Raw genomic sequence first — 18,387 nt, forward strand, 5'->3', positions numbered from 1 at the left:
CCCGTGTGTATCATTGCTCCTGAAGTGCTTGGGCACCATTTACAATTTCTATTAATTCAGTAGTTATTGAAGACTGTCTTAGCTTATTGTAATCAAGAGTAAGATCATCAATTAAATTTTTAGCATTCTCAGTAGCATTTTTCATTGCATTTTGCCTTGCATAAAGCTCACTGACTTTTGTTTCATACATATATCTATATACTTGTGAAAGCATATATAAATATGATGCTTCTTTAAATAGTATTTCGGGAGCTGGTTCATATTCATATCTTGTATCTAATTTTGATTCATATTTTATTGGCAAAAGGTCTATTGTTTTTGGCCTTTGTATTAAAGCATTTTTTAACTCGCCATATACAATTTTCACCTTTCCTGCTTTTTTTGAATTAACAATATTTAGTATATCATCTAAAATATACTCTGCATTGTCAGAAGTTGGTATATCATACAACTTTGTTCTTGAAAGCAGTATATCACCATAATTTTTTATTTCTATTTCTCCCTTTGTTCCTATTACAAGAAATCCTTTAAAATCCGAACAATTATTTGCTTCTTTTATTGCATGAGAAGAGATATCCCCTGTAAATGATCCACAAAGTCCCATATCAGTAGAAACTACCACTATTAAAGTTCCGTCGCCTGGTTTTACTAAAGGACTATCATAATCTGGTTCTATTTTAGAAATTATCCTTTCAGCATAAGAAGCATATTCTTGTATTGAGTTTATCTTTTTTTGAACCTTACTCAACCTTGCAGAAGCAACCATTTGCATTGCTCTTGTAATCTGCATAGTTGATGTTGTAGATTCTATTCTTCTTTTTATTAAACGTAGTTTACCTCTACTCATAAAATCACCGCCAATCAGGCTTTAAACATTTTTTTGAATTCGTCAAGTGCTTGAGTAAGGTCTTTGTTTAATTCATCTGATAAAACCTTTTTTTCTTCAAGCTCATTCATTAAAGATGTTTTTTGAGTTTTTAAAAATCCTAAAAATTCTTTTTCAAATTTTTGTATTGAAGTTACAGGTAAATCATCTAAATATCCTTTTGAACCAGCAAACAACAATACTACTTGTTCTGAAACTGTCATAGGACTATATTGAGGTTGTTTTAATAATTCTTGTAACTTTTCACCTCTTATTAATTGTTTTTTAGTTGATTCATCAAGATCTGTTGCAAATTGTGCAAATGATTCAAGTTCTCTATACTGAGCAAGTTCAAGTTTCAAACTACCAGCAACTTTTTTCATAGCCTTTGTTTGAGCAGAACCACCAACCCTTGAAACGGATAAACCAACATTTACAGCAGGTCTAAATCCAGCATAAAACAAACTACTTTCAAGATATATCTGACCATCTGTAATTGAAATTACATTTGTTGGGATATATGCTGAAATATCATTTGCTTGAGTTTCAATTATTGGAAGAGCGGTTAAAGAACCACCACCATAATTTTCTTCAAGGTTTGCAGCTCTTTCTAATAGTCTTGAATGTAAATAGAATACATCACCAGGATAAGCTTCTCTTCCAGGTGGTCTTCTTAAAAGAAGTGAAACTTCTCTATAAGCTGCAGCATGTTTAGATAAATCATCATAAACAACAAGAGCATCTTGTTTATTAAACATAAAATATTCTCCAATAGATGCACCTGCATAAGGAGCTAAGTATTGTAATGAAGCAGAATCAGCTGCACTTGCAACAACTACTGTTGTATAATCCATTGCACCAGCTTCTTCAAGTTTTTTTATTATTCTTGCAACAACTGAAGATTTTTGCCCGATTGCAACATAAACACATTTAACTCCTGTTCCTTTTTGATTTATTATTGTATCTATTGCTATTGCAGTTTTTCCAGTTTGTCTATCTCCAATTATTAATTCTCTTTGACCTCTACCAATAGGTATTAAAGAGTCAATAGACTTTAATCCTGTTTGAAGTGGAGTATCAACAGGTTTTCTTGTTATAACTCCAGTTGCTTTTCTTTCAATTGGATAAAAAGTTTCTGTTTTTATTTCCCCCTTACCATCAAGAGGTAAGCCTAAAGGATTAACAACTCTACCCAGTAAAGATTCTCCAACTGGAATTTCAATAACTTTTTTCGTTCTTATAACTCTATCGCCTTCTTTGATTTTTTTATAATCTCCAAGAGTTATTATACCTACATTATCTTCTTCAAGATTCATGGCAATTCCATAAACAATATCATTATTTTCTGTTTTTATTTCTACTAATTCATTGGCTACTATTTCTTTCATTCCATAGGCTCTTGCAATACCATCACCAACTTGTATTACCCAACCTACTTCTTTTATTTCACCACTTTCATAGCTTTTTATTCTTTCTTCTATAACCTTTGTTATTTCATCAGGATTTACTCGCAAATTATTCACCCCCGACTGGAAGCATATAAACGTTCAATGCTTTCAAGATAACCCTTTACAGAGTAATCAAAGAGTTTATCATCAATTATTAGTTGTAATCCACCAATAAGATCTTCATTAATAACCTCTTTTAAAGAAATATTTCTTCCAGTTTTTTTCTTAAGCACATTTTTTATGTTCTCAAGCAACTCTTCAGAAATTTTATCTGAAAGCATTACGTCTACTTCTATGAGTTTTTTTAGTTCGTAGCTATATCTTTCAAGTATGATTTCAATAGCTTTTAAAAGTGATTGTCTCTTTTTTTGTACTATTGCATAAATAAATTTTTCAAATATTTCGTCATTTAATTCAGAAACTTTTACTAAAGAGTCTGAAATATATTTTTTTGGAAGTAAAGGACTAAATACAATATCTTTTAATGCATCATCATTTTCAATTTTTGCATTTATTTTTTTTATTCCAGATATATATTTATCCAAATCTTCCAGTTTTTCATTACTAACAAGAAGGGCAATCAATGCGTTAGTGTATCTGGTTGCAAGTGAGTAAGAAACTTTCATAAGTTTTCTCCTCTTTTTTCAAATAAGTCAATAGCTCTTTGTACCATCTTTTGATTAGCTTGTTTATCTAATTGTTCCTTTAAAATCATTCCAGAAATTGCTATTGATAAACTTACAACCTTTGATTGCATTTCCTTCATTGCTTTTTCTTTAATTTCATTTGCTTCCATTTCAGCTTTTTTTATTATGTTTCCTTTTTCTTTTTCAGCTATTTCTTTTGCTGATTCAACAATTTTTTTTGCTTCCATTTCAGCATTTTTAATCAAAGATTCTCTTTGTTCACGAACTTTTAAAAGTTCTTCTTCCGATAACTTTTTCTTTTCTTGTGCATCAATACGAAGCTTTTCTGCTTCATTTAAGTTTTTTTCTATTTCTGCACGTCTTTTATCAGTCATCTCAAAATATGGTTTATAAAGCATGTAGTATAGAGTAATCATAAATGCAGTAAAACCAATTAGATTAACTATTGAAGTCATGTTAAAACTAAGCATTTATCACACCCCTTTTCCGGGTAAAATTTAATTACATTGCAAAAAGGATAATAAAAGCAATAACTAAAGAATAAAGACCTGTTGATTCTGTAACAGCCATAGCAAGTAACATTCTTGAAGTTATTGTACCAGCCATTTCTGGTTGTCTAGCAATAGAATCCATTGCATGTGCACCAACATTACCTTCACCGACACCAGGACCAATAGCTCCTATACCCATTGCAAGCCCTGCACCTATAAATTTACCGAGAAAGTAGAGACCAATACCTAATGTACCTGCATTATCCGCAAGAGTTTTTAATAAATCCATACTCTTCTCCTCCTTTTTTTTGATGGTTGATTATATTTTTGAACATTTTTACTCAAGTAAAGCACCTATATAGGCAATTGCAAGAAGTGAAAAAACAAAAGCCTGAATTAATCCAACAAACCAGCCAAAAAAGCCCCATAAAAATACTGGTAGTACAAAATATTTTAACATTGAACTCAATATTAAAACTAATATTCCACCACCCATTATATTTCCAAAAAGCCTCAATGAATGAGAAACAGGTTTAGCAATTTCACCAATCAAGTTCATAGGCAACATTAATGGTGTTGGATCTATAAACATCTTCAACCAATTCTTAATTCCTTTAGATCTTATTGCAAAAATATGGCTAATGATGAGTACCATTACAGCATAAGTTACATTAACATTCAAATCAGATGTTGGAGTATACCATGTATCTGTAAAAAGTTCTAAAGATAATCCAGAAGATTTTGGTACAACACTTATCCCAGGCATACCGCCCAATAAATTCGATACTAAAATATAAAAGAATAAAGTTGTGGCAATTACAAATGTTGCTCTTCTAAATCTTTTATCTGGAATAGTATCTTCAACAAGTTCCCAGAAGTAATCCAATACTAACTCTACTATTGATTGTTTTCTTCCTGGAATTCTCTCAAATTTGACTGTTGAAAAAAACAATACAACTATAATCATAATTGCAGCTGAAATGATTAAAGTCATAGGGTTTATTTGTCCCCAAAAACCATCACCAAACTTATAAATCCACCTTTGACCAACGCCATCTAACATCTCTTTTAATCCTTCTTTTGACATGATGACGTTTACAATACCGAGGACAACGTAAAGCGAAAAAAACGAAATAATTATTTTTTTTAATTTATTGTCTTTTTCGTTTGACATCCTTACACCCCCAAGCTCTATAAATTTTTATTCGTAATAAAAGGAACTATCTTTAAATTAATTAAACCTATAAAAGATAGTATAAGTGCTATTTTAGAAACTAATGCCGCAGTAAATAATATAAAAGCGTAAATTGCATAACGTACAAAATAACCATTTGGAATTTTCTTATAAAAAGCCATTTTTTTTATATCTGTAGACATTAAAAGCAATGCCGATATTGTACCAATGCTTCCATAAAGTATCCAAAAAGAATTAAATTTATAAATAAAAAAAGAAATTGAAACTTCAATTATCGTTAGAAGAATCGTCTTTTTTATCATCTCTCTTAGAGTTATTTCCAATTTCGTCATATTTTTTTGCCTCTTTTAAAAGTTCTTTTATTCCATTGTACAATCCAGATATCATCCCTAAAAACAACATTATTATTAACCAAAGTTTATTATTAGTAAGTGTGTATATAAAATATCCTATTCCAAATCCAACAAATATATTTGTAATAACAACTATTCCAAAAAAAATTACTAAATTTATTTGTCCAAAAGTTTTCAAATCATTTTTTTTCATTTTGTTCCCCTCTTAAAGAATTTCGAATTTAATAAACATTAAAGTCCCTACATTGGAAATTATACTCCTTTTTTTAGAAAAATACAACACTTGTTTTATAAATAATGTTAACTAATATATTATATTTGAAAATAAAAAATAGTCAACCTTTAATAAAACAGGTATTAAGTTAATATACCTATATACCGTATATTATTCGTTATTATTATTGAATTTAAAAAAAACACTTCAAAAAATAAATAACTTCTCTTTTTTATTTTGCATATCAAAAATAAGACAAATTATAATTGAAAAATTGGTTAAAAAATAAAATATTGAAAAAAATCTACACTTTGTATATTACTAAATTTTAGTTATTTTTTTCTAACTATTTTTTTATATATTCCCTTTACTCTAATATTTTAATAAATTCTTCAGTTTCTTTTAGTCTATAACTATTTCTATTCATATTTACCAAATATGCTCTGTGAGTTAATCTATCCACAATTGCTGCTGAGAGTACTGGATTATTAAATATTTTTTCCTTACTGGACCATTTTTCAATTGTATTCCTGGCTTACTTTTATTATACATTAAACAGTAATTTTTTAATCGCTCTTGAAAATTATAAATATTTAATTACTTGATATTTTTTATAACTTTTGCAAATTAATTCTTGAAAAAATAAAATAAATATGATACAATGCAAAAAGTATTAAACGAAAACTTTTTTAAATCATTAATATTTTAGGCAGGTGTTTGTTATCATTACGGGTATTTATTTGCTTGATGAAAAGTTGAATATTAAAAATAAAATAGATGGAATAAATTTAAAAAACATTGAAAGAACAAATAATGATATAGATGACGCTAAAAAGGTTTGGGAAGATTCTTTTAAACATAGTTCACCATATGAAGATAAAAACTTTGATTTAAAGAGAACAAGCAAAGGCAAAAACAATTTTGCACATGATTTCTACAAAATATCAAACAAGGATATAAAATGAGGGTTATATGAAAAACAAAATTACTGTACTCTTCATTGTAATATTTAATATTTTTAGTTTTTCAAATTCAATCAATGATTTATTCAATGCCGTGTGCAATCAAAATATTGAAGAAGTAAAAATCATATTGGAAAATAAAAATCTTAATCTCAACTATAGGAACGAAGATTATCGTACCGTCCTCGATACCAGTTCAATCAATAATTATTTTGATACTTTTAAAGTCATTTATAACAGCGGATTAGAATTAACTAAAGAAACAATGATTTCAGCCTATGGCTATGCAATATACTATAACAGTTATAACATCGTAAAATATATACTTGATAATTATGGCACTTACGATTATACAAACTTTTTACCAGACGATAGTGCTGTTAATCTATCAATAATAAGGAAAAACTTTGAAATTACTGAATTATTGTTAGAAAGAAACGTAAAATATAATGATGAAGCAATTGTTCTTGCAGCAAAAGAAAATAATTTTGAACTCATAAAATACTTTGTAAATGCTGGTATCAGTGTAAACACCAATGGATGGCACGAATATACCCCGCTTTATTATGCAATTAAGAATAAAAATTACGAAATGACTGAATATCTCATAAAAAATGGTGCGGATACTAATGCCATTTCATGGGAAAATGAAACAATCTTAGATATAGCGATATACACCGGATTAGATTTTGTCAAACTGTTGGTGGAAAATAAATGTAATTTAAATCAAATGGGTAAATATTATCCCCCCCTCACAAAAGCCATCATTTCCAGAAAAAAAAATACTGCAGAATATTTACTTGAAAAAGGAGCTGACGTAACCTTAAAGGATAAAACTGGAAAGGCCGTGTATGATTACGTAAAAGGCAAGCCGAATCTTATGAAAATTTTAAAATCTTACCTACAATAACAAAAAACTACTCTCGAGGTAGTTTTTTGTTATAATTAATACTTTCCTGCAAGGTTATACATCTTTTAAATTCACCTGAATCATCTGTTTTTCCGTAATAGTTGTAGAACAGAAAGTTCAGCCATGGATTGTCAATTTTCAGTTCGTATGTTTTTTTATACATTATCAGCGTGTCGTTTGTGTTTCCAAACTTTTCAAGAAAGTAGCAAAACGTTACAAAGTACTCTCGCCTTTGTTTTTCCATTTTTTCTCTTTTTTTACTTATTCTTTTCTTTTGGGACACTTAGATATGCTCACCTTATTTTTTATTTACATATAATTTTTAACTTTTCAATTCACAAAAAAATGTGTAAATTTAAGTACTTTAGCAGTGAAAAGAATAGCATAAATTATGTATAAAAAGTTTATATTATACACAAAGTATGATATAATTATTAATAAAAAAACAGTTTTATAAAAGGAGGTACATTTATGTTTGGAGAACACCCTTATGTAAAATGGGCAATAAAGGTAATAGAAAATTACATAAAAAATGGAATTAAAATAAATATAGATAATAATCTTCCAGAAGAACTTTTTATAAGAAAAGCTGGTTGTTTTGTAACTTTACACAACTCTGATGGAAGTTTAAGAGGCTGCATAGGAACTATTGAACCTGTTTATGAAAATTTAGCTAAAGAAATAAGAGAAAATGCTATTTCAGCTGCTACAACAGATCCAAGATTTCCTGCAGTTTCAATTAACGAACTCGAAGATATACAAGTAACTGTCGATATACTTTCACAATTAGAGTATGTCGAAGATACAGAAGAATTAGATCCAAGTTATTATGGAATAGTTGTTGAAAGTGGCTGGCGAAGAGGTGTTTTATTACCAGATCTAGAAGGGATCGATTCTATTGAAAAACAAATAAAAGTTGCAAAAATGAAGGCAGGAATTTATGGAAATGAACCATTAGACATATATAAATTTTCAGTAGAAAGGCTTTATTAAAATGAAAAAAATACTTTCTTTTTATAAAGCTACAAATGAAAGTATAAAATGTGAATTGTGTCCTAATGAATGTCTATTAAAAAATGGGCAAACTGGTCTTTGTAAAACAATAAAAAATATAGATAATAAATTATACTCTTTAAATTATGAAGAAATTTCTTCAATATCTATTGATCCTATTGAAAAAAAGCCTATTTTCCATTATCATCCAGGAGATAAAGTTCTTTCAATTGGAAGTTGGGGTTGTAATTTAAAATGTCCTTTTTGTCAAAATTTTGAAATTTCTCAATTTAAACCAAATTACCTATCTAAAGTAAAAGCTAATGAAATCCCATTAATTATTAACGAAAAAAATGTGAATGGAATAGCCTATACTTATTCAGAACCTTTATCCTGTTATGAATATGTATATGAATCATGCGTTCAAGTAAAAAAATATAATGAAAATTATTACAATATTTTAGTTACAAATGGTTTTATAAATGAATATCCATTTGAAAAACTATTAAATTATATTGATGCTGTAAACATAGATTTAAAAACGTTTAATTCAAAAAACTATATGAAATATCTAAAAGGAAATTTAAAAAATGTTTTAAATTCTATAGAATTAGCCTTTCAAAAAGATATTCATGTTGAATTAACTACCTTGATAGTTCCAAAAATTAGTGATAATTTACATGATTTAGAAGAAGAATTTAAGTGGATTTCACATTTATCAAAAAATATTCCATTGCACATTTCAAAATACTATCCTATTTTTAAGTATAATGAATCTAAAACAAGCCGATCACTACTCATAAAAATTTATGAAATGGCAAAAAAGTATCTTAATTATGTTTATATTGGAAATCTTTGGGAAGAGAAATATGAATCTACATTTTGTCCAAATTGTGGTAATTTATTAATAAAAAGAAATGGATATAAAATTCAAAAAATTAATTTAGATGAACATGGAGGTTGTAAAACGTGTGGTCAAAAAATAATAAAGTACTAAAAACAATTTTTAGTATTGCATTTTTAGTTTCTGTATCTTTAATCCTTTTTTTAATACTTTCAAAACCTAAACCTCAATATAAAGAAAGAATTGTAAGTACCCTTGGCACTATAGTAAAGCTATACATTTCTGGTGAAAAAGTATCAACTGATACACTTTTAGATATTTCAGAAAAAGAACTTCAAAGACTAAATCAAAAATTTAGTGCAAATGTTAAAGGAAGTATAGTCTACAAATTAAATAAAAATGATGAAGTTGAATGTGATGAAGAAGCTTTATTCTTATTTCAAGCAGCATTAAATACAGCTAAAATAAGCGGAGATGCTTTTGATCCAACAATACGTCCTTTAATGAAATTATGGGGATTTGATGATGTTAATTCACCAAAAAAAGTACCCAGTAAAGAAGCTATAAAAAATGCATTACAATATGTAAATTATAGATATGTAAAAATAGATCAAAAAAATAATAAAGTTTATCTATTAAAAAAAGGTGTAGAAATTGATTTAGGTGGAATAGCTAAAGGTTATGCAGTTGATAAAGTCATTGAAAGAATAAAAGGAATTGACCCTAATGCTACAGGTTTTATTGATGCTGGTGGAGATATTGGAATAATTGGTCCTAAATATGGAAATTTACCTTGGGTAATTGGTATAAGAGATCCTTTTAAAAAAGGTATGTATAGTAGCATAGGAACATTATATTTATACAGTGGAGCTGTAGCTACCTCTGGAAATTATGAAAGATTTTTTATAAAAGATGGTATTAGATATCATCATTTAATAGATCCTAAAACTGGATATCCATCAAATAAATCTGTTAGTTCAACTGTAATTGCAAAAAAAGTAATGACAGCTGATGCATTTGCAACAACACTTTTTATTCTTGGATACAACAATCCTTCTCTTGAATACTTTACTAATTTTGGTATTCAAGCTTATATTATTTCACCAACTGGTGAAGGAACAAAAACTTCTGGTTTTGATTATTTTATGGAGAAAGGAAGATGACTTTTTTAAAAAAAGGAGACCTTTACTTTATCCTAGCTGGTATTTTATTTTTAATTTCATTATATATATTTCAAAATTTAAATAACTATTCAATTGAAGGAGCAAAAGTTTTTTTAAATGGTAAAAATATATTTAACATAACAAAAGATGGTACCTATACTATAAAAAATGAATCTGGTAATATTTTAATGCATGTAGAGTATAAAAATAAAATGGTAAGAGCTTTAGATTCAACATGTAAATTAAAGGTTTGTATTGATACTGGCTGGGTTAATAATGCCTCACAAGATATAATCTGTATACCAAATAAAATTGTAATTAAACCTATAGGCAAAAAGAAAAAAAATGGAGTTGACTTAATCACATGGTAAAATCTAAAAAAATATCTTATCTTGCAATTTTAAGTGCCATTTCTTCAGCTATATATTATTTTGAAAGTTTTTTACCTATGCCTATTCCTGTACCTGGAGCACGTTGGGGATTTTCTAATTTTCCAGTATTACTTGGTATAGTTAAAAATATGAGTTTTAGCAATATAATTTATATGATCTTAATAAAATCAATTATGGGTTCTATGTTTACAGGAAAACTTTTCACTCCAACTTTTTGGATGGGGATTACTGGTAGCTTAATAGGAAGTATTTTTATGTTTTATGCATCTAAAATTAAAAAATTTGGAATAGTTGGAATTAGTGAAATTGGAGCCTTTGTAAATAATTCAGTTCAAATTATAGTAGCTGGTATTTTTATAATACATTCAAAAGGAATTTTTTGGTACTATCCTTTTATGGTAGGAACAGGTTTCTTAACAGCTTTTATAAATGCTTCAATTGTAAAAATAACTATTAGGAGTGTTGAATTTGAATAAATACAATATTATACTAGGATCAGGTTCACCAAGAAGATATGAATTACTAAAATTATTGTTCAACAATTTTGAAGTAAAAGTATCAAATACAGTTGAAAAATATAGTTCAAAAAAACCAGAAAATATAGTTGTAGAACTTTCAGAATTAAAAAGCAACTCTATAAAAATTAGTAATGATAAACTATTAATTACAGCTGATACAATAGTTGTTTTAAATGAAAAAATTATAGGAAAACCTAATAATTTTGAAGATGCTTTTCATATGTTGAAAAGTCTTTCTGGAAAAAAACATGAGGTATTTACTGGAGTTACTATAAGAACATTAAACAAAAAAAGATGCTTTTATGAAAAAACTGAAGTTTTTTTTAATAATTTAACTGATTCTATAATTAAATTTTATTTAAGTACTTATGAACCTTTTGATAAAGCTGGAAGTTATGGCATTCAAGATTTTGGAGCCGTTTTTATAAATAAAATAATAGGTGACTATTATAATGTTATGGGACTTCCAATATCAAGATTATTTTTTGAATTACAATCTTTTTGAATACTTTATATTTTAATATTATTTATACTTAAAAAAGGAGAGTAAATATGCTTCCACGTGAAAAACTTATAAAATATGGTGTAGAAAAATTAACCAATGATGAATTGTTAGCCGTTATTTTAAGAAGTGGAATAAAAGGAAAAAATGTTTTTGAACTTTCAAAAGAACTTTTAAAAAAATATAAAACTCTAACTAAGTTAGAACAGGCAAGTTTTGAAGAATTATCTTCCATAAAAGGTATTGGAAAAGTAAAATCCATAAACTTAAAAGCTTCTCTTGAATTTGGCAAAAGATATCATCTATACAAAATGAAAGAAAAAAAAGTAAGTATAAATTCACCCGAAGATGTTTATAGAGTATCAGAAAATATGATATACTATGATAGAGAAGTTGTAAAGGTTATATCTTTAGATTCAAAATTAAATATTATAAATTCTAACGAAGTAAGTCAAGGAACTGCAAATGCTTCAATAGCACACCCAAGAGATATTTTTAAATGTGCAATAAAAAATAATGCAATCTCTATTGTTCTTGTACATAATCATCCATCAGGAAACCCTGAACCAAGTAAAAAAGATTTTGATTTAACAAATAAAATTAATGAAGCCGGTACTTTACTTGGAATAAAATTAAATGATCATGTTATAATAGGAAACAATTCATATTATAGTTTTAATTTACAAAAGAAGGTGTATATAAATGAGCGAGAATGACAAATTAGAGGCAATATATAAATTAAAAAAAGAAATGGAAAAAGACTTAAAAAAGAAAGGGGGAAAAATAAAATCTGAAGAAGAAACAGAAAAAAAGAGAACCATATACAAACCAGATAAAGTTTTATCTGGAATAAATATACCATTTGAAAAAATAAAAACGTGGTTCGATATAAACTTATATGATATAGAAATTAGTGATGAAAAATTATCTTTTTACTTTGAAAGTAAATTAACTAACAAATCGCCTGGTTACTTTTATAATCAATTTGGGCTAATGCATTTATTGAGAAATGATTATGAAAAAGCAGAAAAGTTTTTTTTACTTGGTAAAGATATCGAATCTAAATTTAACTATGGAGTTTTAAAAGTTTTTAGAAAAGATGAAGATGCTCTTGTTTATGCAAAAGAAATTGTAAATAAATACCCTCAAACAGGATATCCATATTTGTTGTTATCCTTATATTTTATTTCTGTAAATAATTTTGATGGTGCTTATAAATTTTTAACTACTGCAAATAAATTTTTAAATTATTCATTTATTTCTTTAGCTCTTTCAATATATAAGAAAGATTTTATAGCATCAAAAGCCTATTTATCAAAATGTTTTCTTGAAAACAAAGCAAAAAAAACTATAACTTTATTAGATTATTATATGACCTTATTTGGAACAGACATTGATAAAAGATTATCTATTTTCTCTTCTATTAGAAGAGAAAATACTCCTTGTGCAAAATGTATAGAAACTATACAATCAAAAAAAGGGCATGAAACTCCTGAATATTGTGCTTTTTCACAAAGAATTAACAGCATACTTTTTTTAAACGAATCATCAAAAAGTTATATTTTTGAAAAATTAGATTTAAATTTTATAAACTTTTTTAATGCAAACCTTAAAGAAGAAGCAAACAAAGTGTATCAAAGCATGATTAAAATATATGGTGAATTAGATATATTATTTATTCCCGGAAGCACAAATAAAATGGGATTGAAAACTTTAGAGTTTATTACTGAAACTACAAAATATAAAATGACTTTAAAAGGTCCAGACTATTATACTGAATTAAAAACAATTTTAAAAAGTTTAAAAAATAATTATCATAAGGATTTCGATTTTATTATAAATGTTCCTTTTTATGAATCTTTAAGATTATTATTTGGATGGAGAACGTGTAAAAGACTTTATTAATGGAGGTTCAATTATGGATTTAAAAAGGTTGGAAGAAAGTATTGAAAAAGAAATAAAAAAAGTAAATGAAAGTTTTAATTATTCTGAAAAAAACATCGAATTAAAACCAGAAAATATTGCAAGGTATATTGATCACACCTTATTAAAAGCTACTGCAACACCAAAAGATATTGAAAAACTTTGTGAAGAAGCTAAAGAAAATGATTTTTTTTCAGTTTGTGTTAACCCTGCATATGCATCACTCGCAAAAGAAAAATTAAATGGAAGTAATTCTAAAGTAGCAGTAGTTATAGGATTTCCGTTGGGTGCAAATGATAAAACTGTTAAAGCCTTTGAAACAAGAGCTGCACTTGATGATGGAGCAGATGAATTTGATATGGTAATAAATATCGGTATGTTAAAAGCAAAAAAATATGATTATGTTTTTGAAGATATAAAATCTGTTGTTGATGAAGCCGATGGTAAAACAGTTAAAGTTATAATTGAAACATGTTATTTAACTAAAGAAGAAAAAATTGCAGCTTGTGTTCTTTCAAAACTTGCTGGTGCAACCTTTGTAAAAACTTCAACAGGATTTGGAACAGGTGGAGCAACTCCAGAAGATGTTGCTTTAATGAAATTTGTCGTTGGAAATGACTTAAAAGTTAAAGCATCTGGAGGAGTTAGAAGCTTTGAGGATGCAAAAAAAGTAATTGCAGCAGGTGCTGAAAGAATTGGTGCAAGTGCTGGTATAAAAATAATAAATGGAGAAGTTTCTAAAGAAAATTATTAATAAAGTAAATACTAAAAAAAGCCAGGGGAGCTTAATGCTGAGAGGATTTTCAATCGACCCTAATACCTGATCCAGATAATGCTGGTGTAGGAAGGCGGAAAAATTATAAAACTATAATTGCTCCCGCTTGGGAGCAAATTTTTTTATGGAGGTATAATATGAAAAAAGGTATATTAGTTATTATGAGTATTTTAATTGTTATAAGTGTTTTCTCAACAACTCTCACTGTATACACTTATGAAAGTTTAAATTGGGTTGAAGACAAAGTTTTAAAAGAATTTGAAAGTATGTATGGATGTGATGTTAATCTTGTAAAACTTGGTGATGGTGGAAGTGTACTTTCAAGATTATTACTAGAAAAGAAAAATTCAAAAGCTGATGTTGTAGTTGGTCTTGATCAATCTTTATCAGTAAAAGCAATTAAAGAAGGTATTTTAGAAAAATATACACCAATAAATATATCTAAAATAAACAATAAAGATTTAATATTAAATGATTATACAGTACCATATGACTATGGAGGAATAGCTTTTGTTTATAATCCAAAAACATTAAAAACAGTTCCAACTTCTTTTGAAGATTTAACAAAATTAAATAAAAAGATAATTATTCAAGATCCAAGAACGTCAAGTACAGGACAATCTTTTCTTTTATGGACAATTGCAGTTTATGGAGATAATTGGCAAGATTTTTGGAAAAGATTAAAACCAGCTATATTAACTGTAGCACCAGGATGGGATGAATCTTTTTCAAAATTTGAAGCAGGAGAAGCACCTATAATGGTTAGTTATGCAACAGATGGAGCATACTCTTATCAATATTACAAAAGTACTAAATATAAAGCATTTATACCAAAAGAAGGTGCCTATGTTCAAATTGAAACTGCTAGTATAATAAAAAATACAAAAAATGAAGAATTAGCTAAAAGATTCATAGAATTTTTATTAATGAATAATTTTCAAAAAGAGATACCTTTAAATCAATGGATGTTTCCCGTAACTAATACCACTTTACCCGAATCCTTTAAATATGCAATAATACCAGAAAAAATAGTTTCTGTCGATTCTGAAAAAATATCTAAAAATATGGAAACTTGGTTAGAACAATGGGAAAAAATAATGTATTAAAAAAAGTAGAGTTTTATTATGCTTTACTTTGGATATTTCCTATATTTTTTATACTTAAAGATTTTTTTAATACAAAAAGTTTAATTTTAATATGGGATCTGCGAACATTGCGGATCCTATCTTTTACTTTATTACAAAGTATACTATCATCCTTACTTTCATTAATTATTTCATTGTTGCCATCTTACTATGTATCAAGAAAAAGAAATATACTTTCTAATGTTATAGAAAATTCATTATTTATACCTTTTTTCTTTCCTCCAATATCTGCTATAATAGCTTTTTCTATACTATATTCAGGAAATGGTCTTTTATCTAAAATCGGAATAAATTTAAATGTTATGTACAATCTAAAAGCCATTTTAATAGCTCATACATTTTACAATTCTCCAATATTTATCAAATACATATCTGAAGCTCTTAAAAAAATACCTCAAAATATTGAAGAAACAGTCAATATTGAGGGGGCTAATAAATTACAAAAGTTTTTTAAAATAGATTTACCAATTATAATGCCGTCTATAACAAGAGGTTTTTTTCTTGTTTTTACATACTGCTTTACAAGTTTTGCAATTGTTCTTTCATTGGGAGGTATCAAATATTCAACTTTTGAAGTTGCAATTTCTACAACATTAAGAGGATCTATGAACTTTTCCAAAGCCTTAACTTATGCAATGATACAATTTATTGTATTGACAATAATAAATATATTTCTCTCAAAAACTGAAGAATATCAAATAGAATATCAAGATTTTAAAATTAAAAAAACTAATATTTTTTTATTTATATTTTCTTTAATGTATATAATATTTGAATATTCAATAGTTATAGTAGGAATATTAGCTTCTATCTATAACTTTTATGAATCCAAATTTGATATAAGTGGAATATTAAATTTATTTTCTAAAAAAATAAATTCTAAGTATCATATAATTGAATCTATAATTAACTCATTATCATTATCTTTTATAACTTCTATAATAACTGTACTATTTTCTTATTATATATTAAAAAAATATTCTAAATTTACTAATATATTAATTACATCTACTATTGGAATATCCTCAGCATTTTTAGCCATGGGATTAGTTTATTTAAATATTCTTTTTAGTATAAATTATTTTTATCTTTTAACTATTGGATATTTTTTAATAACAGTACCTATCTGTATATCATTTATGCATTCTCATTTTTTATCTTTTGATAGAACAATAGAAGAAGCAGCAAAATTAGATGGTGCTAATAAATTGCAATTATTATATTATATCGATTTTCCATTAATGTTTCCTATTTTGTTATCTTCATTCTTACAAATATTTACTATAATATTTGGAGAATTTACAATAGCTTATACTATGCAAATTAATAATTCTTATCCATTAGTTAGTTTAGTAAATTATACTTTATCTTCTTCAAGACTATATAAAGAAAGTTCTGCTTTAAGTTCTTTAAATATTTTAATTATATTTTTTATTTTCTATATATCTAAAATTTTTTCAAAAAAAACAAAAGATGATTTTAAATAAAATCATCTTTTGTTTTTTTATTCTATTATTGCAATTGAAAATTCTGTTATTAAATAGGCTTTAAAAAAATTAACTTTTTCAAAAAGTTCCATATCTTGATCCATTAACTCTTTAAAAGTATTATATTTTTTTGATTTAACTCTAACTACCATATTGAATTCTTTTATATCCGTAACTTCTATAAAGTCCTCTAAATTATATAACCTTATATAAGTATTTACTTTTTCTGTTATATACTGATTCAACTCATCCTTAAAATTTAAAAATAATAAAAAATTTTTTCTTATCAATTTAGAAATTTCCATAGCAACAGCTTTTTTTATAGAAACCATTTCAAAAACATTATTATAAGAAAATTCTACCTTCTTACCAAAAAAATTTCCTTTTAAAACTCCAGAATCATGATTATTTTCTAAAGCTTCTTCTCCAATTGCTAAAGCAAATGGGAAAGTAGCTATTGTATTTAAATATGTATCAAAGTTAATTTTTAAGTCTTTAATTTCAAAATTCAGTTTTTTTAGTACCTTTTCAGTAATTTTATCATCAGCTTCTTTAAATTTTGCAGAAGCTTCTTTTAATTTCTCAATAATATCTTCTAACTCATCAGGATTTATATTCTTTAAAAAATCTAAATTAAAATTTCCAAGTTCTGGATTTTTATTTAATATATCATTTAAAAATTTTTCAAAATCATCAAATTCAGGCATTTTTAATCCTCCAAATACTTACTTTAAACTATTATATAATAAAAATAATGTCATTTAAGTTAAAATTAAGTACTAAGAAATTAATTATTATTTTCAATAATATATTTTCTCATCTTTACAAATGCTTGAGAAGTTAGTATAACATCTCCTTCAGCTCTATGCCTTGAAACATTTGTATTAATATTCAATCTTTTACAAATAATATCTAAATTATGTTTTCTTTCACCTTTAAAAACTCTATGAGACATTTTCATAGTATCTAAAATTTGATTTTTTATATATTGTTCATTTGATATCTCAAAGTTTAAAAATTTTAAATCAAATCTTGCATTTTGTATAACTAACACACAATTATTTATAAAATTCAAAAATTCTTCTTGTATTTCAAAAAATTTCGGACTATTTTCAACATGTTTATCTCTTATTCCGTGTATTTTTGAAGCATAAAATGGGATATTCCTTTCTGGATTTAAAAGAGTAATAAATTTATCTTTTATAATAAAATTTATATTATCTTCTAAAATTTTTATTTTATAAACGGCTATTTCTACAAGTTTATCACCATTTTGAGGAGATAATCCTGTTGTTTCTGTATCCAATACACAATAAGTATTGTTATCTTTTAAAATCTCTATCATATAATCACCTCACAAAAAAATATTTTATCATAAAATCTTTTTATTTTAAAGTCTAATACGTAAAAAACAATAATTAATTTGAATTTATTTAATAATATAAACTTTTTCAATGAAACTAAAGACGTTTTTTATATTATTAATCTATATTAAATTATTTTTTTGAGAAATATACATATATTAAAAAAAATAAATTTAAAAAAAACATATGGTATAAT

At 26.2% G+C, this 18,387-nt stretch carries 24 protein-coding genes and 1 riboswitch; of the genes, 13 read left to right on the forward strand and 11 right to left on the reverse strand.

All coding sequences use genetic code 11. The annotated features are described in order from the left end of the window. Positions 1-10: 10 nt before the first annotated feature. From atpG to IGS63_RS11875, 9 genes are all read right to left on the reverse strand, one after another. Positions 11-847, reverse strand: coding sequence for an ATP synthase F1 subunit gamma (gene atpG, locus IGS63_RS10985; RefSeq protein WP_190614887.1), 837 nt, complete (start codon positions 845-847; stop codon positions 11-13). 14 nt (positions 848-861) lie between these two features. Next, positions 862-2,379 (reverse strand): F0F1 ATP synthase subunit alpha, encoded by a 1,518-nt coding sequence (gene atpA / locus IGS63_RS10990; protein WP_190614888.1) that lies wholly within the window; start codon positions 2,377-2,379, stop codon positions 862-864. 5 nt (positions 2,380-2,384) lie between these two features. Continuing rightward, complete coding sequence (atpH, locus tag IGS63_RS10995) at positions 2,385-2,939, reverse strand: ATP synthase F1 subunit delta (protein ID WP_190614889.1); 555 nt, start codon at positions 2,937-2,939, stop codon at positions 2,385-2,387. Continuing rightward, a complete protein-coding gene (gene atpF, locus IGS63_RS11000) occupies positions 2,936-3,430 on the reverse strand; it encodes a F0F1 ATP synthase subunit B (protein WP_190614890.1) in 495 nt (164 codons plus the stop codon). The genes atpH and atpF overlap by 4 nt, the downstream gene beginning before the upstream one ends. 31 nt (positions 3,431-3,461) lie before the next feature. After that, on the reverse strand, positions 3,462-3,740 hold the full coding sequence (locus tag IGS63_RS11005; protein WP_190614891.1) for a F0F1 ATP synthase subunit C: 279 nt from the start codon (positions 3,738-3,740) through the stop codon (positions 3,462-3,464). Positions 3,741-3,788: 48 nt separating this feature from the next. Continuing rightward, positions 3,789-4,625, reverse strand: a complete 837-nt coding sequence (gene atpB / locus IGS63_RS11010; protein ID WP_190614892.1) for a F0F1 ATP synthase subunit A — start codon at positions 4,623-4,625, stop codon at positions 3,789-3,791. A gap of 17 nt (positions 4,626-4,642) precedes the next feature. Continuing rightward, the gene (locus tag IGS63_RS11015; protein WP_190614893.1) at positions 4,643-4,948 is read right to left on the reverse strand and encodes a hypothetical protein; all 306 of its coding nucleotides are present in this window, start codon (positions 4,946-4,948) and stop codon (positions 4,643-4,645) included. Beyond that, positions 4,914-5,192, reverse strand: coding sequence for an AtpZ/AtpI family protein (locus tag IGS63_RS11020; protein WP_190614894.1), 279 nt, complete (start codon positions 5,190-5,192; stop codon positions 4,914-4,916). The genes IGS63_RS11015 and IGS63_RS11020 overlap by 35 nt, the downstream gene beginning before the upstream one ends. A 388-nt stretch (positions 5,193-5,580) precedes the next feature. Next, complete coding sequence (locus tag IGS63_RS11875; protein ID WP_269777960.1) at positions 5,581-5,736, reverse strand: ATP-binding protein; 156 nt, start codon at positions 5,734-5,736, stop codon at positions 5,581-5,583. A 217-nt stretch (positions 5,737-5,953) separates the two neighbouring features. Between IGS63_RS11875 and IGS63_RS11025 the strand changes: the two genes are divergently transcribed. From IGS63_RS11025 to IGS63_RS11085, 13 genes are all read left to right on the forward strand, one after another. Beyond that, positions 5,954-6,178, forward strand: coding sequence for a hypothetical protein (locus tag IGS63_RS11025; RefSeq protein ID WP_190614895.1), 225 nt, complete (start codon positions 5,954-5,956; stop codon positions 6,176-6,178). Positions 6,179-6,185: 7 nt separating this feature from the next. Further along, positions 6,186-7,085, forward strand: coding sequence for an ankyrin repeat domain-containing protein (locus tag IGS63_RS11030; RefSeq protein WP_190614896.1), 900 nt, complete (start codon positions 6,186-6,188; stop codon positions 7,083-7,085). Between the two features lie 471 nt (positions 7,086-7,556). Further along, positions 7,557-8,078: an AmmeMemoRadiSam system protein A gene (gene amrA / locus IGS63_RS11035; protein WP_190614897.1), complete on the forward strand. Its 522-nt coding sequence runs from the start codon at positions 7,557-7,559 to the stop codon at positions 8,076-8,078. A gap of 1 nt (position 8,079) precedes the next feature. Next, positions 8,080-9,075, forward strand: coding sequence for an AmmeMemoRadiSam system radical SAM enzyme (gene amrS / locus IGS63_RS11040; protein WP_190614898.1), 996 nt, complete (start codon positions 8,080-8,082; stop codon positions 9,073-9,075). Further along, positions 9,048-10,085: an FAD:protein FMN transferase gene (locus IGS63_RS11045; RefSeq protein ID WP_190614899.1), complete on the forward strand. Its 1,038-nt coding sequence runs from the start codon at positions 9,048-9,050 to the stop codon at positions 10,083-10,085. The genes amrS and IGS63_RS11045 overlap by 28 nt, the downstream gene beginning before the upstream one ends. Further along, the gene (locus tag IGS63_RS11050; RefSeq protein ID WP_190614900.1) at positions 10,082-10,456 is read left to right on the forward strand and encodes a NusG domain II-containing protein; all 375 of its coding nucleotides are present in this window, start codon (positions 10,082-10,084) and stop codon (positions 10,454-10,456) included. Before IGS63_RS11045 ends, IGS63_RS11050 begins: the two co-directional genes overlap by 4 nt. After that, positions 10,450-10,953, forward strand: a complete 504-nt coding sequence (locus tag IGS63_RS11055; protein ID WP_190614901.1) for a Gx transporter family protein — start codon at positions 10,450-10,452, stop codon at positions 10,951-10,953. Before IGS63_RS11050 ends, IGS63_RS11055 begins: the two co-directional genes overlap by 7 nt. Beyond that, positions 10,946-11,500 carry a nucleoside triphosphate pyrophosphatase gene (locus IGS63_RS11060; RefSeq protein ID WP_420856914.1) on the forward strand — a complete coding sequence of 185 codons (555 nt, stop codon included), beginning with the start codon at positions 10,946-10,948 and terminating at the stop codon, positions 11,498-11,500. Before IGS63_RS11055 ends, IGS63_RS11060 begins: the two co-directional genes overlap by 8 nt. 47 nt (positions 11,501-11,547) lie before the next feature. Next, the gene (gene radC, locus IGS63_RS11065) at positions 11,548-12,213 is read left to right on the forward strand and encodes a RadC family protein (protein ID WP_190614903.1); all 666 of its coding nucleotides are present in this window, start codon (positions 11,548-11,550) and stop codon (positions 12,211-12,213) included. Further along, entirely contained in the window at positions 12,200-13,402 is a 1,203-nt protein-coding gene (locus IGS63_RS11070) for a tetratricopeptide repeat protein (protein WP_190614904.1), read from the forward strand. The genes radC and IGS63_RS11070 overlap by 14 nt, the downstream gene beginning before the upstream one ends. A 13-nt stretch (positions 13,403-13,415) precedes the next feature. Then, a complete protein-coding gene (deoC, locus tag IGS63_RS11075; RefSeq protein ID WP_190614905.1) occupies positions 13,416-14,174 on the forward strand; it encodes a deoxyribose-phosphate aldolase in 759 nt (252 codons plus the stop codon). Positions 14,175-14,187: 13 nt separating this feature from the next. Further along, positions 14,188-14,284, forward strand: a riboswitch (TPP riboswitch). 48 nt (positions 14,285-14,332) lie between these two features. Further along, entirely contained in the window at positions 14,333-15,301 is a 969-nt protein-coding gene (locus IGS63_RS11080; protein ID WP_190614906.1) for a thiamine ABC transporter substrate-binding protein, read from the forward strand. Continuing rightward, positions 15,280-16,827, forward strand: coding sequence for an ABC transporter permease (locus IGS63_RS11085; protein ID WP_190614907.1), 1,548 nt, complete (start codon positions 15,280-15,282; stop codon positions 16,825-16,827). The genes IGS63_RS11080 and IGS63_RS11085 overlap by 22 nt, the downstream gene beginning before the upstream one ends. A 17-nt stretch (positions 16,828-16,844) precedes the next feature. On the opposite strand, the gene IGS63_RS11090 is transcribed toward IGS63_RS11085, so the two are convergent. Together IGS63_RS11090 and IGS63_RS11095 are read right to left on the reverse strand one after the other, a co-directional pair. Beyond that, positions 16,845-17,534, reverse strand: coding sequence for a hypothetical protein (locus tag IGS63_RS11090; RefSeq protein ID WP_190614908.1), 690 nt, complete (start codon positions 17,532-17,534; stop codon positions 16,845-16,847). Positions 17,535-17,614: 80 nt separating this feature from the next. Further along, positions 17,615-18,172, reverse strand: a complete 558-nt coding sequence (locus IGS63_RS11095) for a 3'-5' exonuclease (RefSeq protein ID WP_190614909.1) — start codon at positions 18,170-18,172, stop codon at positions 17,615-17,617. Between the last annotated feature and the right edge of the window lie 215 nt (positions 18,173-18,387).

It is taken from the genome of Tepiditoga spiralis (assembly GCF_014701195.1).
Taxonomy (GTDB): Bacteria; Thermotogota; Thermotogae; order Petrotogales; family Petrotogaceae; genus Tepiditoga; species Tepiditoga spiralis.